The 21311-nt window shown below is 36.9% G+C and carries 14 protein-coding genes and 5 tRNA genes; 18 read left to right on the top strand and 1 reads right to left on the bottom strand.

The window, feature by feature from the left end; all coding sequences use genetic code 11:
- Positions 1-6: 6 nt before the first annotated feature.
- On the bottom strand, positions 7-2595 hold the full coding sequence (locus BKH44_RS01230; protein ID WP_095269278.1) for a TonB-dependent receptor plug domain-containing protein: 2589 nt from the start codon (positions 2593-2595) through the stop codon (positions 7-9).
- Positions 2596-2785: 190 nt separating this feature from the next.
- Between BKH44_RS01230 and BKH44_RS01225 the strand changes: the two genes are divergently transcribed.
- From BKH44_RS01225 to BKH44_RS01140, 18 genes are all read left to right on the top strand, one after another.
- A tRNA-Thr gene (locus tag BKH44_RS01225) sits at positions 2786-2861 on the top strand.
- Positions 2862-2944: 83 nt separating this feature from the next.
- A tRNA-Tyr gene (locus BKH44_RS01220) sits at positions 2945-3029 on the top strand.
- Positions 3030-3096: 67 nt separating this feature from the next.
- A tRNA-Gly gene (locus BKH44_RS01215) sits at positions 3097-3173 on the top strand.
- Positions 3174-3220: 47 nt separating this feature from the next.
- Positions 3221-3295, top strand: a tRNA-Thr gene (locus BKH44_RS01210).
- Between the two features lie 106 nt (positions 3296-3401).
- Entirely contained in the window at positions 3402-4601 is a 1200-nt protein-coding gene (gene tuf / locus BKH44_RS01205) for an elongation factor Tu (protein ID WP_095269276.1), read from the top strand.
- Between the two features lie 14 nt (positions 4602-4615).
- Positions 4616-4774 (top strand): 50S ribosomal protein L33, encoded by a 159-nt coding sequence (gene rpmG / locus BKH44_RS01200; RefSeq protein ID WP_095269274.1) that lies wholly within the window; start codon positions 4616-4618, stop codon positions 4772-4774.
- Positions 4775-4793: 19 nt separating this feature from the next.
- Positions 4794-4869: transfer RNA gene (locus tag BKH44_RS01195), tRNA-Trp, on the top strand.
- A 36-nt stretch (positions 4870-4905) separates the two neighbouring features.
- The gene (gene secE, locus BKH44_RS01190) at positions 4906-5085 is read left to right on the top strand and encodes a preprotein translocase subunit SecE (RefSeq protein WP_095269380.1); all 180 of its coding nucleotides are present in this window, start codon (positions 4906-4908) and stop codon (positions 5083-5085) included.
- 11 nt (positions 5086-5096) lie between these two features.
- On the top strand, positions 5097-5630 hold the full coding sequence (gene nusG / locus BKH44_RS01185; RefSeq protein ID WP_095269272.1) for a transcription termination/antitermination protein NusG: 534 nt from the start codon (positions 5097-5099) through the stop codon (positions 5628-5630).
- 26 nt (positions 5631-5656) lie between these two features.
- Entirely contained in the window at positions 5657-6082 is a 426-nt protein-coding gene (gene rplK, locus BKH44_RS01180) for a 50S ribosomal protein L11 (protein WP_095269270.1), read from the top strand.
- Between the two features lie 29 nt (positions 6083-6111).
- Complete coding sequence (gene rplA, locus BKH44_RS01175; RefSeq protein ID WP_095269269.1) at positions 6112-6816, top strand: 50S ribosomal protein L1; 705 nt, start codon at positions 6112-6114, stop codon at positions 6814-6816.
- A gap of 101 nt (positions 6817-6917) precedes the next feature.
- On the top strand, positions 6918-7400 hold the full coding sequence (gene rplJ, locus BKH44_RS01170) for a 50S ribosomal protein L10 (protein WP_095269267.1): 483 nt from the start codon (positions 6918-6920) through the stop codon (positions 7398-7400).
- A 17-nt stretch (positions 7401-7417) separates the two neighbouring features.
- Positions 7418-7792 carry a 50S ribosomal protein L7/L12 gene (rplL, locus tag BKH44_RS01165; RefSeq protein WP_095269266.1) on the top strand — a complete coding sequence of 125 codons (375 nt, stop codon included), beginning with the start codon at positions 7418-7420 and terminating at the stop codon, positions 7790-7792.
- A gap of 161 nt (positions 7793-7953) precedes the next feature.
- Positions 7954-16611 (top strand): DNA-directed RNA polymerase subunit beta/beta', encoded by an 8658-nt coding sequence (locus BKH44_RS01160; protein WP_095269264.1) that lies wholly within the window; start codon positions 7954-7956, stop codon positions 16609-16611.
- Between the two features lie 88 nt (positions 16612-16699).
- Positions 16700-17089: a 30S ribosomal protein S12 gene (gene rpsL / locus BKH44_RS01155; protein WP_095269263.1), complete on the top strand. Its 390-nt coding sequence runs from the start codon at positions 16700-16702 to the stop codon at positions 17087-17089.
- Between the two features lie 11 nt (positions 17090-17100).
- Positions 17101-17568 (top strand): 30S ribosomal protein S7, encoded by a 468-nt coding sequence (gene rpsG, locus BKH44_RS01150; RefSeq protein ID WP_095269261.1) that lies wholly within the window; start codon positions 17101-17103, stop codon positions 17566-17568.
- Between the two features lie 91 nt (positions 17569-17659).
- On the top strand, positions 17660-19738 hold the full coding sequence (gene fusA / locus BKH44_RS01145) for an elongation factor G (protein WP_095269260.1): 2079 nt from the start codon (positions 17660-17662) through the stop codon (positions 19736-19738).
- 122 nt (positions 19739-19860) lie between these two features.
- The gene (locus BKH44_RS01140) at positions 19861-20961 is read left to right on the top strand and encodes a Fic/DOC family N-terminal domain-containing protein (protein ID WP_095269258.1); all 1101 of its coding nucleotides are present in this window, start codon (positions 19861-19863) and stop codon (positions 20959-20961) included.
- The last annotated feature ends 350 nt before the right edge of the window (positions 20962-21311 follow it).

Below are 21311 nucleotides of genomic sequence, written 5' to 3'. Positions count from 1 at the left end.
TCATGCTCAATATTCATACCCTATTTGTATCCAAAATTGCCTGCCTAATTGATAAGTATTGCTTGCAATGATATTGATATTATCCAAGAGGTTGTAAATATCTAGATTAAAAAATAGCTTATTTTTCCCACTCATTTTTATTTCTGTTCCTATATGTGTATCCCAGCTGAAAGAATCTCTGAAATATATTGTTTTGTATTCATCAAACCCGCTTTGACTTAATTTTTGATTTTTGTTTGTCGGTTTAGCATAAGCAGTTTGAACGGTATTTTTAAATCCGGAAGAATAATTGAAAAAATTTGTCCACGTGAATATAAAAGGTGTTAGAGGGAATTGCGAAATAGTTGTAAATCTTCCTGTCCAAGGTTTGGCAAAATTGCTAGCAGGGAGTTGTGAAAACAATATTTTTTTTCCATCATAGAGGATTTGAGTGTCTTCATATTGGCTTTTGTTCATACTTTCAATGTAGTTTTCAAAATCCCTTTTGATGATGCTAAAATCAATCCCCATTAAGAAAGAATGGTAAGTGTGCAAAAATTCAAATGGTTTTGTTGTAGAAAGATTGAACGTGAAGATGTCGCTATTGCTTTTGCCATTATTGGTATAAATAGAATATCTTGGCAAACAGGTTTTACCAATGCAAATCGAATCATAATCTGGAGTGATAGAGAGCTTAGCTATATTGGCACTTACTTTTGTGATTTGATCGCGTCCATTCCTCCTGACATATTTAAAATTACTTTCAAAATTCCAAAAATTTTGAGAAATCCCCGCTACAAATTCATCATTATAAGGGACTTTGAGTTGAGAAAACTTTACATTACTTTTATTGGTTATGAGTGTGGCATTTTTCCAGTCGGTGAGTGGAGAAGTCCTTATGTATTCTTTCATTAACGCATTCCTGCCATCATAGAGTCTATAAGCAAAAAGATTCCTGCCATAATAGCGATTGTATCCTGCGATCAGATTGGTGCTTGTATATTGATTTTTAAAGACTTCATAACGCACTGCCATTCTTGGAGCAAAAGTGATTTTATCCATATAAGTATCGCCATCAAGTCTTATGCCTGGACGAAAATGAATTTTATATATTTGCATATCATCTTCTATATAAGCAGCATAACTCAAGTTATCAAGATTGATTTTGCCTTTTTCATATACATTGAGACGTTTGAAAAATTGCCCACCTGCATATTTGATGAAAGTTTTTGTTTTTGGATTGAGTCTTATGCTAGGTGAATTAGAACAAAACTCATTTTCAACACATTTATCCTCAACATTGAGGATACCAGTTTGTTGTGATCCACTATAGGCATCTTGGATCCTTTGATAATACGCATTTGTATAACCTATAGAGATACCGAAGTTAAAGTTATGTGAGCTATGCCAAAGTGAGATTTCATTAAAGTTGAAATCACTTTTGAAATTTAAAGTCATTTGATTTTCTTTTATATTTCCCCAAGAGCCTTCTGAGCTAGACTCACCAAAAACAGGAGAGTAATTTTTTTCTGCTGAATAAAACCAAGATTTATAATAATTTGTTTTAGATTTTCTATTGTTTGAGAGATTTGAAAAATTCAAATCATTGCTCCAGTTCCCAAAACTAAAGATATATTTTTCTTTCAGTGTTGCTTGGATACCTCCTGATTGGATATTGAAATCAGAATCTTTTGTATTCATGATGAAGTATTGATTGTCTTGAGGTGCATAGGTGGCAATTGCTTCTAAAAATAGATTTTGTATAGGGTTATAGGTCAATTTGAAAAAGTAATTATAAATGCTGCGATGTTGGTCTTTGGTTGGTGGATTGGGGTAAATTTTTGAATTATAGTGTTTTAGAGGGATGGTTGATTGGGTAGTGGTAAAACTTGCGATAAGCCCAAGATTTTCACTCACATATCCATTGACATTTGCACGGATGATTTGTTTGACAAATACAGGTTCTGCTGAGCTAGTGGTAGAATTATTGAAATCTTCTTGTGATAAGGAGCCAATATGGTATTTAGTCATCGCTGAAGAGGTTGTTTGATAAGATATTTTAGCACTAAAATTTTTATCAGGGTCTTTTGTGATAGCTTCCACAACCCCACCTTCAAAACCCCCATAGCTTGCAGATACATTGCTATCATAAACATTGATTGATTTGATTAAGGACACATCAATGTCTAATCTTTGAGACAATCCAGGCACATCTGTAGCACTATTTTGATTTTTAAAAGCAGGATTGAGATCATTATTGATACTCACTCCATCAAGCATAAAATTATTTTGATAATAAAGTGCCCCATTGATAGAAATATTTGCCGGGTCTATTTCGCCCGGATTCCTTGAACTTGATTGATTGTTGTCAAATTGTATATTTGGGTTGATTTTTAACAAAGAAGTAATATCACCATTCCCTTTGAAGAAATCATCAATGAAATTTTCATTTATTTGCCCACCTCCGCTTAAGTTGTAGCTATCTTTAGGGTTTGCTTTCAAAGTGATAGTTGGGAGTTGAAAGGATTGGATTTTTGTAGTGTTTAGATTGCTTGCAACGCCAATTTTTGATGAGATAAATAGGCTAAAAGCTATCACAAAAAAGGTTTTTTTCATCAGATTTTATCCTTCATATATAATATTAATAATCAATATTATAATTATTTTAAATAAAATTTTTTTTAAAGTTGTTTGGAACAATGTTTTCAATGAAATGCTCAATAGCACTTGACAAAAGATTTATAAATATATTATAATTCCGCCCTTACATTTACTTTAAATAGATAATAATTAATTGTGAGTGTGTGCTGGTTTAGCTCAGTTGGTAGAGCAGCTGCCTTGTAAGCAGCAGGCCGGGGGTTCAAGTCCCTTAACCAGCTCCATAGTATTTTTTTCAAACCTTAAACAGATATTCTCTGAATCAGTGTTTGACCAGTGTTGTTTTACTATAAATTATCGTTGTATTGGTGAGATACTCAAGTGGCCAACGAGGGCAGACTGTAAATCTGCTGACTATGTCTTCCGTGGTTCGAATCCACGTCTCACCACCACTTATACTATCTTAAAATGTTTTTGAGGTGATTGAGTGTTGATTTATAGTTGTTAGATTTTAAAGATGCGGGAATAGCTCAGTTGGCTAGAGCATCAGCCTTCCAAGCTGAGGGTCGCGGGTTCGAGCCCCGTTTCCCGCTCCATAACTGGGAGCTGAATTTCTACAAAAAGTCATTATAGCTCCAAAATTGCCCATATAGCTCAGTGGTAGAGCACTTCCTTGGTAAGGAAGAGGCCGGCGGTTCAATCCCGCTTATGGGCTCCAGTTTTTCTAGATTTTGGTATTTTGTTTTTAATGCGTTTTTTAACATTGCTATAAGAACATCTTTATTAAAATCAAAATTCAAATTTTAATTTTCAGGAGAAAACAAATGGCGAAGGAAAAATTTGTCAAAACTAAACCCCATGTTAATATTGGGACTATTGGACACGTCGACCATGGTAAAACTACATTAAGTGCCGCTATTTCTGCTGTTCTATCTCTTAAAGGTCTTGCAGAAATGAAAGACTATGATAATATAGATAATGCACCCGAAGAAAAAGAAAGGGGTATTACAATAGCAACTTCTCATATTGAATATGAAACAGAAAATAGACATTATGCTCACGTAGATTGCCCTGGACACGCTGACTATGTAAAAAATATGATCACAGGTGCTGCTCAAATGGATGGTGCGATTTTGGTTGTTTCAGCAGCTGATGGTCCTATGCCACAAACTAGAGAGCATATCCTTTTGTCAAGACAAGTAGGCGTACCTTATATTGTTGTGTTTTTGAACAAACAAGATATGGTCGATGATCAAGAGTTACTTGATTTGGTGGAAATGGAAGTTCGTGAGCTTTTGAGTGCTTATGAATTCCCTGGTGATGATACTCCCATTGTTGCAGGTTCTGCACTCAAAGCATTAGAAGAAGCCAAGAGTGGTAATGTTGGTGAATGGGGTGAAAAAGTATTGAAATTGATGGCAGAGGTTGATAATTATATCCCAACACCACAAAGAGATACTGATAAGACTTTTTTGATGCCTGTTGAAGATGTTTTTTCAATTGCAGGTCGTGGAACTGTTGTTACCGGCAGGATTGAAAGAGGCGTTGTAAAAGTTGGCGATGAGGTTGAAATCGTTGGTATCAGGGATACTCAGAAAACAACCGTAACTGGTGTAGAAATGTTCAGAAAAGAGCTTGATAAAGGCGAAGCTGGAGATAATGTTGGTGTCCTCTTGAGAGGTACTAAAAAAGAAGATGTTATCAGAGGTATGGTTTTATGTAAACCCGGCTCTATCACTCCTCACAAAAAATTTGAAGGTGAAATTTATGTCCTCTCAAAAGAAGAAGGTGGTAGACACACTCCATTTTTTGACGGATATAGACCACAATTTTATGTTAGGACTACAGATGTAACAGGTTCTATCAAATTACCTGAAGGTGTTGAGATGGTCATGCCTGGAGATAATATCAAAATCAATGTTGAAATGATCAGTCCGATTGCATTGGAGCTTGGAACTAAATTCGCCATCAGAGAAGGTGGACGTACTGTTGGTGCAGGCGTTGTTACAAAAATCATTGAGTAACTTGGGAAAATACTATGAAAGTTAAAATAGGGCTAAAATGTTCTGAATGTGGTGATATTAACTACAGCACAACAAAAAATGCAAAAACAAATACGGAAAAACTGGAGCTCAAAAAGTTCTGCCCTAGGCTTAATAAACATACTATCCATAAGGAAGTTAAGCTAAAAAGTTAGGATTTTTTCCTAGCTTGATAGGTCAGTAGCTCCAATGGTAGAGCGTCGGTCTCCAAAACCGAGTGTTGGGGGTTCGAGTCCCTCCTGGCCTGCCATTTTTAAATTGGGTTAAATTTAGAAGTGAGATTTTAATGAAAAAAATATTTTTATATTATAGGTTGGCTAAAGAAGAATTATCAAAGGTGATTTTTCCTACAAAAGAGCAGATAAGAAATGCTTCAATATCTGTTGTTATTGTTGTGAGTATCATTACTTTGTTTTTAGCATTAGTTGATCTTATTTTGTCTGCTTCTGTATCTAGTATTCTGTAATAGGAGATTTTATGTCATTAGATTGGTATGCTATACAGACTTATTCGGGTAGCGAGCAGGCTGTTAAAAGAGCAATAGAGAATCTTGTCAAAGAGTACAATATTGGTGATAGGCTCAAAGAGATTGTTGTACCTACAGAAGATATTATTGATATTTCTAAGAAGAGTAAAAATAAAGTAACCGAACAAAGCTTGTATCCGGGCTATGTTTTTATAAAAGTCGACTTAGATACAGCTCTTTGGCATAAAATACAATCTCTCCCTAAGGTCGGTAGATTTATAGGTGAGAGTAAAAAGCCTACTCCATTGAGTGAAGCTGATATCAATCATATCCTTGAAAAGGTTAAAAATCGTGCAGCTCCCAAACCAAAAATTTCTTTTGATTCAGGTGAGGTTGTTCGGATTGTAGAAGGTCCTTTTGCAAATTTTACAGCAACAGTTGAGGAATATGATATTGAACATAGAAAACTAAAATTAAATGTTTCTATTTTTGGTAGAAATACTCCTATAGAAATACTATATTCACAAGTAGAAAAAATAGTATAGCTTGATATTTTTTTAAGGAAGCAAATATGGCAAAAAAAGTTATTGGAGAGTTAAAACTTCAAATCCCTGCTGGTAAGGCAAATCCTTCCCCTCCAGTTGGTCCTGCTTTGGGTCAAAGAGGGGTTAATATTATGGAATTTTGTAAGGCTTTTAATGAGAAGACAAAAGATATGGGTAATTTTAATATCCCTGTTGTCATCACCGTTTATCAAGATAAAAGTTTTACTTTTATCACCAAAAAGCCACCTGTAACAGATCTCATAAAAAAGACTGCAGGTATCACAAAAGGTTCAGACAATCCATTGAAGAATAAAATTGCTAAATTGTCTCAAAAACAAGTTGAGGAAATAGCAACGCTTAAAATGGAAGATTTAAATGCAAATACCCTTGAAGCTGCTAAAAATATTGTTGCAGGTAGTGCTAGGAGTATGGGCGTAGAAATAGTTGATTAAAATAATAAAATAAAGATGGAGTTTAAGGTATGGAAAAAAAGGTAGCCAAAAGATTGCAAGGATTGCTTTCAAAAATTGAACCCAATCGCATATATGATATAAGCAGTGGAGTGAGTACTGTGAAATCTTTAGCATCTGCTAAATTTGATGAAACAGTTGAAATAGCTCTTAGGCTTGGCGTAGACCCAAGACATGCCGATCAGATGATAAGAGGTGCAGTTGTATTACCACACGGTACAGGTAAAAAAGTCAGAGTCGCTGTATTCGCAAAAGGTTTGAAAGCAGATGAAGCTAGAAAAGCAGGAGCTGATATTGTTGGAGATGATGATTTAGCAGATGAAATCAAAAATGGCAATTTGAATTTTGATATGGTGATTGCCACTCCTGATATGATGGCTCTTGTTGGAAAAGTAGGTAGGATATTAGGACCTAAAGGTTTGATGCCAAATCCAAAGACTGGTACCGTTACAATGGACGTACTCAAAGCTGTTAATAATGCAAAAAGTGGACAAGTCAACTTTAGAGTCGATAAAAAAGGGAATATTCACGCTCCTATTGGCAAGGCAAGTTTTGCAGAAGATAAGATAAAAGAAAATATGCTAGAGTTTCTTAGAATGGTTAATAAACTTAAGCCTGCGAGTGCAAAAGGAAAATATATTCGTGGTGGTATTTTATCATTAACTATGTCACCTTCTATTAAATTAGATTCGCAAGAATTGATGGATGTTAAATAATTTTTAGATAAAAGTTTTATCTTTGGACTCAAGACTACAAGGGCATTTGCTTAATTGATTTTAATCTCCTTGTATAAGTCTAGTCTGGAAAGGAGGAAAAAATGACCAAACTTCAGAAAACTCAGACGGTACAATATTTGACATCAGAATTCAAGGATGCAGCTGCATTGATTGTTTGTGATTACAAAGGGTTGAGCGTGAAGAATCTTGAAAAGCTTAGGCATTCTGCTAGGGATTTAGAATTCAAAGTCCAAGTAGTTAAAAATACTTTAGCTAATCTTTCAATGAAAAATGCACAATATCCTGATTTGGAACTCAAAGAGACAAATATTTTTATTTGGGGTAATGATCAAATAGCATTATCAAAAATGGTTGCTAAATTTGCTGAAGAAAATAAAGAAAAATTCGTCGTGAAGTCAGGCTGTTTTGACAAAGAAAAAGTTGATTCTGACCATATCATGACTATTTCTAAATTGCCTAGCAAAGAAGAGCTTATTGGAATGTTGCTATCTGTTTGGACAGCTCCAGCAAGATATTTTGCAACTGCAATGGACAATCTAAAAAAACAAAAAGAACAAGAATAAAATAAAAGGAGCCCATTATGGCGATCACAAAAGAAGAAATTTTAGACTATATCGGAGGCTTGTCAGTCCTTGAATTATCAGAACTTGTAAAAGCTTTTGAGGAAAAATTTGGCGTGAGTGCTGCACCTACAGTTGTAGCTGGTGCTGTTGCTGCTGGTGGAGCTGCTGCTGCAGAAGAAAAAACAGAATTCAGTGTTGTTTTGCTCGATAGCGGTGCTAATAAGATCAATGTCATTAAGGTTGTGAGAGAAATCACAGGACTTGGTTTGAAAGAAGCAAAAGAAGCTACTGAAAAAACACCTCATAATGTAAAAGAAGGTGTAAATAAAGAAGATGCAGAAGCATTCAAGAAAAAACTTGAAGAAGCTGGTGCTAAAGTTGAGATCAAATAATCTTAGCATTAAAAAATGTTGCTGCCCAAAGATAGATTTTTCTATCATTTGGGCTATTTGTATTTATAAAGACATTCTAAATAATCTTAATTTTATAATGAAGATTAAGCTTATTTGGAGTGTTTGACTCTTCTAAATTCTACTGAGCGAAGGTTAAGAATATGCTGACAAAGATAAAAACAAAAAATAGATTACGAATAGATTTTACAAAATTGCCCCAAAGCTTAGAAGTTCCAAATTTATTGCTTTTGCAAAGGGATAGCTATGATTCTTTTTTGTCCCCAAAAGCTGATAAAGAAAGTGGAATAGAAAAAGTTTTTAAGTCTATATTCCCAATTCAAGATGCTCAAAATAGAATCACATTGGAATATGCTGGGTGTGAATTTGGAAAACCAAAATATACAGTTCGTGAAGCGATGGAAAGAGGGATTACCTATGCGATTCCTTTGAAAATAAAAATCAGGCTTATTTTGTGGGAAAAAGATGAAAAAGGTGAAAGGACAGGGATAAAAGATATCAAAGAACAAAGTATTTTTATCCGGGAAATCCCTTTAATGACTGATAGAACATCATTTATTATCAATGGCGTAGAAAGAGTCGTTGTCAATCAGCTGCATAGAAGCCCTGGTGTTATTTTTAAAGAAGAAGAGTCAGCCACTTCTTTTAATAAGCTCATTTATACAGGACAAATTATCCCTGATAGAGGTTCTTGGTTGTATTTTGAATATGATGCTAAAGACACTTTATTTGTCAGGATAAACAAACGCAGAAAAGTCCCAGTAACCATACTATTTAGGGCAATGGGGTATAGCAAACAAGATGTCATTAAAATTTTCTATCCACTCTTGAAAGTCAGAGCTGAGAAGGGAAAATACCTTATTCCATTTAACCCAAGCGATTTTGATGGTAGGATAGAATTTGACATTAAAAATGCAGATGGAGAAATTGTTATCCCCGCAGGCAAAAGATTGACTGCTAAAAAAGCCAAAGAGCTTTATGAAAAAGGACTTGAATGGATAGAATATCCTGTAGAAGTTTTGTTGAATAGATATTTATCTGAGCCTATTATTGAGAAAAAAACAGGTGAAGTATTGTTTGATACTCTCACACAGATAGATGAAGGTAAACTCAAGAAAATATCTGAAGCAAAAATAAAAGAATTTGAGATAGCCAATGATCTTGCATTGGGTTATGATGCTTCTATTATCCATTCTTTTGTAGCAGATGCAGAATCTTTGAGGTTGCTAAAGCAGGTTGAAAAAATTGATGATGAAAATGAATTAGCTGCTATTAGGATTTATAAAGTAATGAGACCTGGTGAGCCTGTCACAAAAGAAGTAGCAAAACAATTTGTCAAGCAGCTATTTTTTGAACCAGAAAGGTATGATCTTACTCGTGTTGGTAGGATGAAGATGAATCATAAGTTAGGCTTGAATGTCCCTGATTATGTTACTGTTCTGACACATGAAGATATCATTGAAACCGTCAAATACCTTGTCAAAGTCAAAAATGCTCAAGGTAGGATTGATGATAGGGATCACTTAGGGAATCGAAGGATAAGAGCCATAGGTGAGCTTTTGGCTAATGAGTTGCACACCGGATTGGTCAAAATGCAAAAAGCCATTAGAGACAAACTGACTACTATGAGTGGGGCTTTTGATACGATCATGCCACATGATTTGATCAATTCAAAAATGATAACAAGCACTATCATGGAGTTCTTCACAGGTGGACAGCTTTCGCAGTTTATGGATCAGACAAATCCTCTCTCAGAAATCACCCACAAAAGAAGACTTTCTGCTCTTGGTGAAGGTGGTTTGGTGAAAGAAAGGGTTGGTTTTGAAGCCAGAGATGTTCATCCTACCCATTATGGCAGGATCTGCCCTATAGAAACACCTGAAGGTCAAAATATTGGTCTTATCAATACTTTATCAACTTTTACAAGAGTGAATGATCTAGGTTTCATCGAAGCCCCTTATAAAAAGGTCGTAGATGGAAAAGTAACAGATGAAATCGTTTATTTGACTGCTACTCAAGAAGATGGACACATCATTGCCCCTGCAAGCACAAAGCTAAATGATAAAGGTGCTATCATTGAAGATTTGATAGAGACTAGGGTAGGCGGGGAGATCATGTTGAATGAAAAAAATAGGGTTACGCTCATTGACCTTAGCCCTAGAATGCTCGTAGGTGTTGCTGCTTCTTTGATACCTTTTTTAGAGCATGATGATGCCAACCGTGCCTTAATGGGTTCGAATATGCAACGACAAGCTGTGCCTTTGCTCCATCCTGATGCTCCTATTGTCGGTACGGGTATAGAAAGCATTATCGCAAGAGATTCTTGGGAAGCTATCAAAGCTATCAGGGCAGGTGTTGTAGAGAAAGTTGATGCAAGGAATATCTATATTTTGGGTGAAGATGAAAACGGAGCTTATATTGATACTTATTCATTGCAAAAAAATCTACGAACCAATCAAAACACGAGCTTCACACAAAAACCTATCATCAAAGTAGGTGATAATGTCCAAAAAGATCAGATAATTGCAGATGGTCCGAGTATGGATAATGGAGAATTAGCATTAGGCAAGAATATTCGTGTTGCTTTCATGCCTTGGAATGGCTATAACTTCGAAGATGCGATTGTCGTGAGTGAAAAAGTCATCCGTGAAGATGCTTTTACCTCTATCCATATTTATGAAAAAGAAATTGAAGCTAGGGAGTTGAAACACGGTATTGAAGAGATCACTTCTGATATCCCAAATGTACGTGAAGAAGAGATTGCACACCTAGATGAGAGTGGCATCATAAAAATTGGTACTTATGTGAGTGGTGGGATGATACTTGTAGGGAAAGTCTCGCCAAAAGGAGAAGTCAAGCCTACACCAGAAGAGAGACTTTTGAGAGCTATTTTTGGTGAAAAAGCAGGTCATGTTGTGAATAAATCACTTTATTGCCCACCTTCATTAGAAGGCACAGTTGTAGATGTGAAGATTTTTACCAAAAAAGGTTATGAAAAAGATTCAAGGGCTATCAGTGCTTATGAAGATGAGAAATCTATTTTGGATATTGAGCATCATGATCGTTTGACGATGTTGAACAAAGAAGAAATGCTCAGGATTGGGCTGATGCTTTCAAAAGAAAAATTGAATGCAGATGCGATGATAAATGAGAAAAAATATAAAAAAGGTGAAATGATACCAAAAGAAGAGATAGCCAATATCAATCGTTTCGCCTTAAACACGCTTATAAAAAGTTATTCAAAGAATGTCCAAAGCAAATACGAACAAATCAAAACAAACTTTTTAGAGCAAAAAAAGACATTAGGTGAAGAACACGAAGAAAAGCTTTCTATTTTGGAAAAAGATGATATTTTACCTAGTGGTGTTGTCAAGCAGGTCAAAATCTATATCGCTACAAAAAGGAAACTCAAAGTAGGCGATAAAATGGCAGGAAGACATGGGAATAAAGGTATTGTTTCAAATATAGTCCCTGCTGTTGATATGCCTTATACTGCAGATGGTGAGCCAGTAGATATAGTTTTGAATCCTTTAGGTGTGCCAAGCCGTATGAATATCGGGCAGATACTTGAGGTGCATTTAGGGTTGGTAGGTAAGCAATTTGGAGAACAAATTTCTGAACTTTTACACAAACACAAAGGGATGTTCAGTAAAAACCTCAGAACCAAAATGATTCAAATCGCAGAGCTTGTCAATCAAAATGAACCTGAAATCATTGATGTATTAAAAAAATCCACTGATGAAGAATTGCTAGATTATGCCAGAGATTGGAGCAATGGAGTTAAATTTGCTATCCCTGTTTTTGAAGGCATCTCTCAAGAAAAATTCAACAAGCTTTTTGAAATGGCAAAAATCTCTATGGATGGCAAAACCGATCTTTATGATGGTAAGACTGGCGAAAAGATGAGAGAAAGGGTTAATATTGGTTATATGTATATGCTCAAGCTTCATCATCTTGTCGATGAGAAAGTCCACGCAAGGAGTACAGGACCTTATTCACTTGTTACCCAGCAGCCTGTAGGTGGGAAGGCATTATTTGGAGGTCAGAGATTTGGAGAAATGGAAGTTTGGGCACTTGAAGCTTATGGAGCTGCCCATACTCTAAAAGAAATGCTCACAGTCAAATCTGATGATGTCAAGGGTAGAGAAAATGCCTACAGAGCCATAACCAGAGGAGAACATGTAGGAGAATCTGAAATACCTGAAACTTTTTATGTTTTAACCAAAGAGCTCCAGTCTCTAGCTTTGGATGTCAATATTTTTGGTGATGATGTTGATGAAGATGGCAACCCTAAACCTATCGTAGTCAAAGAAGAAGATAGACCCAGTGATTTTAATTGTTTCCAATTAGTTTTAGCAAGCCCTGAGAAAATTGCTTCTTGGAGTCATGGAGAAGTGAAAAAACCTGAAACAATAAACTATAGAACCCTCAAACCTGAAAGGGATGGTTTATTTTGCACTAAGATTTTTGGTCCTGTGAGGGATTATGAATGTTTGTGTGGCAAATACAAAAAACCTCGTTATAAAGGCATTGTTTGTGAAAAATGTGGGGTTGAAGTTACAAGTTCAAAAGTCCGTCGTTCCAGAATGGGGCATATTGAGTTAGTAACTCCAGTGGCACATATTTGGTATGTCAGTTCTCTGCCTAGCAGGATAGGTACATTGCTTGGTGTCAAGATGAAAGATCTAGAACGTGTATTGTATTATGAAGCTTATATTGTCAAAGAGCCCGGTGAAGCTTTTTATGACAATGAATCCACAAAGCCTGTGATGAAATATGACGTACTGAATGAAGAGCAATATCAAAATATCCATCAGAGGTTTGAAGACAGAGGATTTGTAGCACAAATGGGTGGTGAAGCAGTCAAAGAATTGCTCGAGCAGCTTGATTTGACCCTTTTATTACAAAACCTCAGAGAAGAAGTCAAAAACACAAATTCAGAAGCCAAAAAGAAAACAATCATCAAACGTCTCAAAGTCGTTGAAAGCTTTTTGAATTCTGGAAATCGTCCTGAATGGATGATGCTCACCGTCTTGCCTGTCTTGCCACCAGATTTGAGACCTTTGGTCGCTCTTGATGGGGGGAAATTTGCCGTCAGTGATGTGAATGATTTGTATCGAAGGGTTATCAATCGAAACCAACGATTGAAAAGACTTTTAGAACTAGATGCTCCTGAAATCATCGTTAGGAACGAAAAGAGGATGTTGCAAGAAGCAGTAGATGCACTCTTTGATAATGCTAGGAATGCAAATGCTGTCAAAGGTGCAAATAAACGACCCCTTAAATCGCTATCAGAGATCATCAAAGGGAAACAAGGTCGATTCAGACAAAATCTACTTGGCAAACGTGTCGACTTCTCTGGTAGGAGTGTCATCGTTGTAGGACCCAATCTGCATATGGATGAATGTGGTCTGCCTAAAAATATGGCTTTAGAATTATTCAAACCCCATCTTTTAGCAAAACTTGAAGAAAAAGGCTATGCCACGACACTCAAGCAGGCTAAAAAAATGATAGAACAAAAAACCAATGAAGTTTGGGAATGTTTACAACAAATCACAGAAGGTTATCCTGTGTTGTTGAATCGTGCTCCTACTTTGCACAAACAATCCATTCAAGCATTTCACCCTAAATTAGTCGATGGCAAAGCTATCCAATTACACCCTCTTGTTTGTTCTGCATTCAATGCTGACTTTGATGGGGACCAAATGGCAGTCCACGTACCATTATCTCAAGAAGCGATAACAGAATGCAAGGTTTTGATGTTAAGCTCAATGAATATTTTGCTCCCTGCAAGTGGAAAGGCAGTCGCTGTCCCTAGCCAAGATATGGTTTTAGGATTGTATTATTTGTCTTTGGAGAGAGTGGGTGTGAAAGGTGAGCATAAATTATTTGGGAATATCAATGAGATAATGATAGCCATTGAAGCTGATGAGCTTGATATCAATGCTAAGATACGCACCGTGATTGACAGGAGAGTATTGCATACGACTGCAGGTAGGCTGATTTTAAAATCCATATTGCCTGATTTTGTCCCTTCAAATCTATGGAATCATGTGATGAAGAAAAAAGATATCAGTGCCTTGATTGATTATGTTTATAAAGAAGGCGGCATTGGTATCACAGCGACTTTCTTGGACAACCTAAAAAGCTTAGGTTTCAAATACGCTACCAAAGCAGGTATTTCTATTTCTGCAGCAGATATTATTGTCCCTAACGACAAAGAAAAAGTTGTCAATACTGCCAAAGCTGAAGTCAAAAAGATTCAAGCCCAATACGATCAAGGTCTCTTGACAGAACAAGAAAGGTATAACAAAATCATCGATATTTGGACAGATACCAATAATAAGATGGGCAAAGAAATGATGGCATTAGTCGAGGCAGACAAAGGAGGGTTTAACTCCATTTATATGATGGCAGATTCTGGAGCAAGGGGTTCAGCAGCCCAGATAAGACAGCTTTCTGCGATGAGGGGATTGATGGCAAAACCAGATGGCACTATCATCGAAACCCCTATCATCTCAAACTTCAAAGAAGGCTTGAATGTATTAGAGTATTTCAACTCCACACACGGGGCTAGAAAAGGTCTAGCTGATACAGCACTCAAAACAGCCAATGCTGGATATTTGACAAGGAAACTCATTGATGTTTCTCAAAATGTAAAAGTTATAATGGAAGATTGTGGCACGCACGAAGGTATTGAAATCACTGATATTACTGTGGGTAGTGAATTGATAGAGCCTTTGGAAGAAAGGATTTTTGGTAGGGTATTGGCTGAAGACATTATCGATCCTATCACGAATGAAATCCTCTTGAGTGCAGGTACCCTCATTGATGAAGAAAAAGCCAAAAAAATCACAGAATCAGGTGTGAAATCAGCTATTATCCGCACACCAGTTACTTGCAAGGCTCAAAAAGGTGTTTGTGCCAAATGTTATGGACTCAATCTAGGTGAAGGTAAAATGTCCAAACCCGGCGAGGCAGTCGGTGTTATCGCAGCTCAATCTATTGGAGAGCCCGGTACGCAGCTTACCTTGAGGACTTTCCACGTCGGTGGGACAGCCTCTAGGAGTCAAGAAGAGAGAGAAATCTTAGCAGAAAAAGAAGGCTTCATAAGGTATTACAACCTCAAAACTTACAAGAATAAAGAAGGCAAAAATATCGTTGCCAATCGTAGGAACGCAGCTATATTAGTCGTAGAGCCAAAGATAAAAGCTCCTTTTGATGGTATCCTTAGGATTGATAGTGCTCATGATGAGATCATATTGAGCGTGAGCAATGCGGAGCAAGAAATGAAATTTGTCTTGAGGCGAGGAGATGTCGCCAAGCCAAATGAGCTTGCAGGTGTGAGTGGTAAAATCGAGGGCAAAATCTATTTGCCATATGCTACTGGGCATCAGGTCAAAAAAGGTGGTAGTATTGTTGATATCATCAAAGATGGTTGGAATATCCCCAATCGTATCCCTTATGCGAGTGAAATCATCGTTGATGACAATGCTCCAATTTCTCAAAATATCCATGCCAAAGAAAAAGGTATCGTCAAATACTATACCCTTGAAGCTGATCACCTCCAAAGGAACAAAGAGATCAAGAAAGGCGATATAGTGAATGAAAAAGGTATTTTTGCAGTTGTAGCTGATGGCAATGACAGAGAAGCAATACGGCATTATATCGCTAGGAATTCAAAAATACTCATAGGGGATAATAGCCAAGTAGATATTGAGACTTTGATAGCCAAGCCAGATTCTAATACAAGGAATGTCGTAGCCACTTGGGATCCTTACAACAATCCTATCATCTCTGATAAGCCTGGTGTCGTAAAATTTGAAGACATCATACCAGGCGTTACTGTCGCAGAAAAAGAAGATGAAAGTACAGGCATCACAAACCTTGTAGTCAATGAATATGTGCCTGCAGGATTCAAGCCAAGCATATTAGTCGAGGCACAAGATGGTCAAACATTGCGTTATATCCTCGAACCAAAAACTTCTATCTCTGTATCAGAAGGTTCAAAAGTTCATATAGCTGATATTTTGGCAAAAACGCCTAAAGCAACAGTCAAGTCCAGAGACATCACAGGAGGTCTTCCAAGAGTTTCTGAACTTTTTGAAGCACGCAAGCCAAAAGACGCAGCAATGCTTTCAGAAATCGATGGTATCGTAAGCTTTGGTAAGCCTATTAGGAACAAAGAACGTATCATAGTCACAGCTGATGATGGCAGGAGTGCTGAATACCTTGTGGACAAAAATAGGCAGATTTTAGTCCACGCAGATGAATTTGTCCACGCAGGCGAAGCGATGAGTGAAGGAGTCATTTCTAGCCACGATATTTTAAGGATAAGTGGTGAAAAAGAATTGCACAAATACATCGTGAGTGAAGTGCAGCAAGTTTACCGCAGACAGGGTGTGAATATCGCTGATAAGCATATTGAAATCATTGTATCACAAATGCTCAGACAAGTCAGGATAGTTGATAGTGGCAATACCAAGTTTATCGAAGGAGATTTGGTCAGTAAAAGACTCTTCAAAGAAGAGAATGAAAAAACGATGCGTCTAAATGGTGAGCCAGCGATAGCAGAGCCTATTTTACTTGGTATCACCCGAGCAGCGATAGGGAGTGATAGCATCATCTCTGCAGCTTCTTTCCAAGAGACTACAAAAGTCCTCACTGAAGCAAGCATCGCTGCGAAAAAAGACTTTTTAGAAGACTTGAAAGAAAATGTGGTCTTAGGTAGGATGATACCTGTAGGGACAGGACTTTATAAAAATAAAAAAATCATCCTCAAAACAGAGAAACAAGACTAATCTTTTGTTTTTCTAAGATAAACAAAAGATTTTTTAGTGTAGAATTGTGCTATTTTTATTTTAAATTTTTAAAAAAGGAATTCAAGAAGTGCCAACCATCAATCAGTTAGTCAGGAAAGAAAGAAAAAAAGTTATCAAAAAGACGAAATCCCCAGCTTTATTAGAATGCCCTCAAAGACGAGGTGTTTGCACACGTGTTTACACAACAACGCCAAAAAAACCTAACTCTGCTTTGAGGAAAGTAGCCAAAGTAAGGCTCACGAGCAAAGTAGAAGTCATCAGCTATATACCTGGTGAAGGACACAACCTTCAAGAACACTCCATTGTCTTGGTCAGAGGCGGCAGGGTAAAAGATTTACCAGGTGTGAAATACCACATTGTCAGGGGTGCTTTGGATACAGCAGGCGTAGCGAAGAGGACAGTATCTAGAAGTAAATATGGTGCCAAAAAAGCAAAACCCGGCTCAGATAAAAAATAACGGAGGAAGGAATGAGAAGAAGAAAAGCCCCAATCAGAGAAGTCTTGGGTGATCCTATCTATGGGAATAAAGTAGTAACCAAATTCATCAACAAAATGATGTATGATGGCAAAAAAAGCATTGCTGAAAAAGTCATTTATGCTGCACTGAGTAAGATTGAAGAAAAAAGTGGTGAAAAAGGCATTGAAATATTTGAAAAAGCCCTTGAAAATGTAAAGCCTCTTGTTGAAGTCAGGAGCCGAAGAGTAGGGGGTGCGACTTATCAAGTCCCTGTAGAAGTCAGACCTGTGAGGCAGCAGTCTTTATCAATCCGCTGGATTCTAGAAGCCACAAGGAAAAGGAACGAGCGAACGATGACTGATAGATTGGCAAATGAACTCTTAGATGCTGCTAGTGATAAAGGAGCAGCGTTTAAGAAAAAGGAAGATGTGCATAAAATGGCAGAAGCAAACAAAGCGTTTGCTCATTATCGTTGGTAATTTGAGTGAGTTTTCACTCTCCTTCTTTTTGACCTTCATTGATTGCATATTGATTGAATATTAAAAACTTTTAAAAATATTAAGGAAACAGATGGCACGGAAAACACCATTAGATAAAATCAGGAATATCGGCATAGCTGCCCATATCGACGCAGGGAAGACAACGACTTCAGAAAGGATACTTTTTTATACAGGAGTCAGCCATAAGATAGGTGAAGTCCATGATGGTGCTGCGACAATGGACTGGATGGAGCAAGAAAAAGAAAGAGGCATTACCATCACTTCTGCTGCGACGACTTGTTTTTGGAAAAACTATCAAATCAACCTCATAGACACTCCAGGACACGTCGATTTCACCATAGAGGTCGAACGTTCTATGCGTGTTTTGGATGGAGCTGTGGCGGTATTTTGCTCTGTGGGTGGTGTGCAACCTCAAAGTGAGACCGTATGGAGACAGGCTAATAAATATGGTGTCCCAAGAATGGTATTTGTAAACAAAATGGACAGGATTGGAGCCAATTTTTACAATGTAGAATCACAAATCAAACAAAGGCTCAAAGCCAACCCTATCCCTATCAATATCCCTATTGGTGCTGAAGATACTTTTAAAGGCGTCGTTGACCTCATTGAGATGAAAGCCATTGTTTGGAATGATGAGACAATGGGGGCAAAATATGATGTTGAGGATATACCCACAGATCTGATGCCAAAAGCTCAAGAGTATAGAGAAAAACTCATCGAGGCAGCTGCCGAACAAGATGAAGCCTTGATGGAAAAATATCTTGGGGGTGAAGAGCTTAGTGTTGATGAGATAAAAAAAGGCATCAAAATTGGTTGCCATAATATGAGTCTTATCCCTATGCTTTGTGGTTCATCATTCAAAAATAAGGGAGTGCAAACGCTTTTAGATGCAGTCGTGGATTTCCTCCCTGCTCCTACTGAAGTCATTGATATCAAAGGCATTGATCCAAAAACTGAAGAAGAAGTCTATGTCCAGTCCACTGATGATGGTGAGTTTGCAGGACTTGCTTTCAAAATAATGACTGATCCTTTCGTCGGGCAGCTGACTTTTGTACGTGTGTATCGCGGTATGTTAGAATCAGGTAGCTATGTGCTGAATTCTACAAAAGGCAAAAAAGAACGAGTCGGTCGATTGCTCAAAATGCATTCTAACAAGCGAGAAGACATAAAAGAAGTTTATGCCGGTGAGATTTGTGCTTTTGTGGGCTTGAAAGATACTTTGACAGGGGATACACTTTGTTCTGAAAAGTCTCCTGTCATCTTAGAGAGGATGGAGTTCCCAGAGCCAGTCATCCATATCGCTGTGGAGCCAAAGACCAAAGCAGATCAAGAAAAAATGGGTGTCGCACTAGGTAAATTAGCAGAAGAAGACCCAAGCTTCCGAGTCAGTACCCAAGAAGAGACGGGTCAAACCCTCATCGGCGGGATGGGTGAGCTGCATTTAGAAATCATCGTGGATCGTTTGAAAAGAGAGTTCAAAGTAGAAGCTGAAATCGGACAACCTCAAGTTGCCTTCAGAGAGACGGTCAGGGCTTCAGTGAATAAAGAATGCAAATACGCCAAGCAATCAGGTGGTAGGGGTCAATACGGTCATGTCTTCATCAAGCTTGAGCCAAAAGAAGCTGGTAGCGGCTATGAATTTGTCAATCAAATCTCAGGTGGGGTCATCCCCAAAGAATATATCCCCGCAGTAGACAAAGGGATTCAAGAGGCAATGCAAAATGGTGTTTTAGCTGGCTATCCGGTCGTGGATTTTAAAGTAACGCTTTATGATGGGAGTTATCACGATGTGGATTCTTCTGAAATGGCTTTTAAAATCGCTGGTTCTATGGCTTTTAAAGATGCTTGTAGGAGTGCTAGCCCTGTTTTATTAGAGCCGATGATGAAAGTCGAAGTCGAAGTCCCAGAAGAGTATATGGGTGATGTCATCGGTGATCTCAATAGGCGTCGAGGTCAGATAAATTCTATGGATGATAGGATGGGGCTAAAAATCGTCAATGCCTTTGTCCCACTCGCAGAAATGTTTGGTTATTCTACTGATTTGCGTTCAGCCACGCAGGGAAGAGGGACTTATTCAATGGAGTTTGACCATTATGGTGAAGTCCCAGCCAATATTGCTAAAGAGATAGTAGAGAAACGAAAAGGCTAATCCTACCTTTTCCCTTAGCCCTTCGCCTTTTTTCTCCCATTTTTTATTTTTAAGTCTTAATCCTTTTTAACTTTTATACAATGAGTTGTGTTAAAATAAATTTTATAGTCTAAGGAGGATTTATGTCTATTGATAAAGGTTTCTTGCCACAGGAATTACCCATACAAATCAATCTTACCCCTCAGATTTATCAAAAACTAATCAATGCTTCAAGAGCTTTAGGAAATCTAAATGGTTTTATGAAGATTATCCCTAATCAAAATATTTTGATAAACTCTTTAATCCTTCAAGAAGCAAAAGATTCAAGTGAGATTGAAAATATCATCACTACACATACTGAATTATTTTTAACCCAAGCTAGTGATGAAGCAGTGAGTCAAAATGCAAAGGAAGTGCAAGATTATAGCAGGGCACTCAAAAAAGGATTTGAACTCATCAAAAAAGATGGCTTGTTTTTAAACAAACATATTTTAGAGATACAGCAAGAACTTGAACAAAATAACGCAGGTTTCAGGAAACAAAGTGGCACGATACTAAAAAATCCTTCTACCAATGAAGTCAAATATATTCCCCCTCAAGACTATAATGATATTTTGCACCTTATGAAAAACCTTGAAAAATATATCAATTCGGATATGGATTCTCTTGATCCTCTTATTAGGATGTCGATGATTCACTATCAATTTGAGAGTATCCATCCCTTTTATGATGGGAATGGTAGGACTGGAAGGATATTGAATATCCTTTATCTTGTTTATATGAAGGTTCTTGATTTGCCTATTTTATATTTGAGTGCTTATATTATCCAGACAAAAAATATTTATTATGATCTTTTACAAAAAGTCAGAGAAGAGAATAAATGGGTTGAGTGGATAATATATATCTTAGAGGGTGTTGAAAAAACTGCTATTGAGACAATAAAAATGATAAAATATATTGATGAACTCATCAAAGAAACAAGTGATTTGATTCAACTCAATGCACCTAAAATCTATAGTAAAGACTTAGTTGAATTGATTTTTTCACACCCTTATACAAAAATCAATTTCATATTAGATAAAATAGATATTTCTCGACAAACTGCTTCAAAGTACCTAAAAATCTGCCAGAAACTTGGCATTTTAGAGTGTCGTAAAATAGGTCGCAATCATTTTTATATCAATACAAAGCTTGTAGAAATATTCCAAAGAGGAATATGTGTTAATGAAATTGATTTTTTTTAACTTATCATTCATATGTGTTAATGAAATTGATTTTTTTTAACTTATCATTCATTCAAAAATACCTTCTTTTTTCCCAAAATTTCCAAAAATTTTAATCTCTTGGTTTTGTCTCAAATAGGTCTTTGAAACGATAGTTCTACTCAAAATTTGGTTCAAAAAAATTAAATGTTTAAGTTTACTTTAAATAAATTTATGTTCTAATCCCACCCTCAAAAAGTTTTTTTGTATTCACATCAAAAATGACTTGAAAATAAAATAATAAGGAAACTTAAAGATGATGACTCAATCTAAAATCTTGACTCCAAAAATACCTATGGGGGGGGGGGGCTAAATCCTTAAAAAGCCTTTCT

The sequence above is a fragment of the Helicobacter sp. 13S00477-4 genome (assembly GCF_002272785.1).
Taxonomy (GTDB): domain Bacteria; phylum Campylobacterota; class Campylobacteria; order Campylobacterales; family Helicobacteraceae; genus Helicobacter_J.
This window is presented reverse-complemented; position numbering and strand designations above follow the sequence as displayed.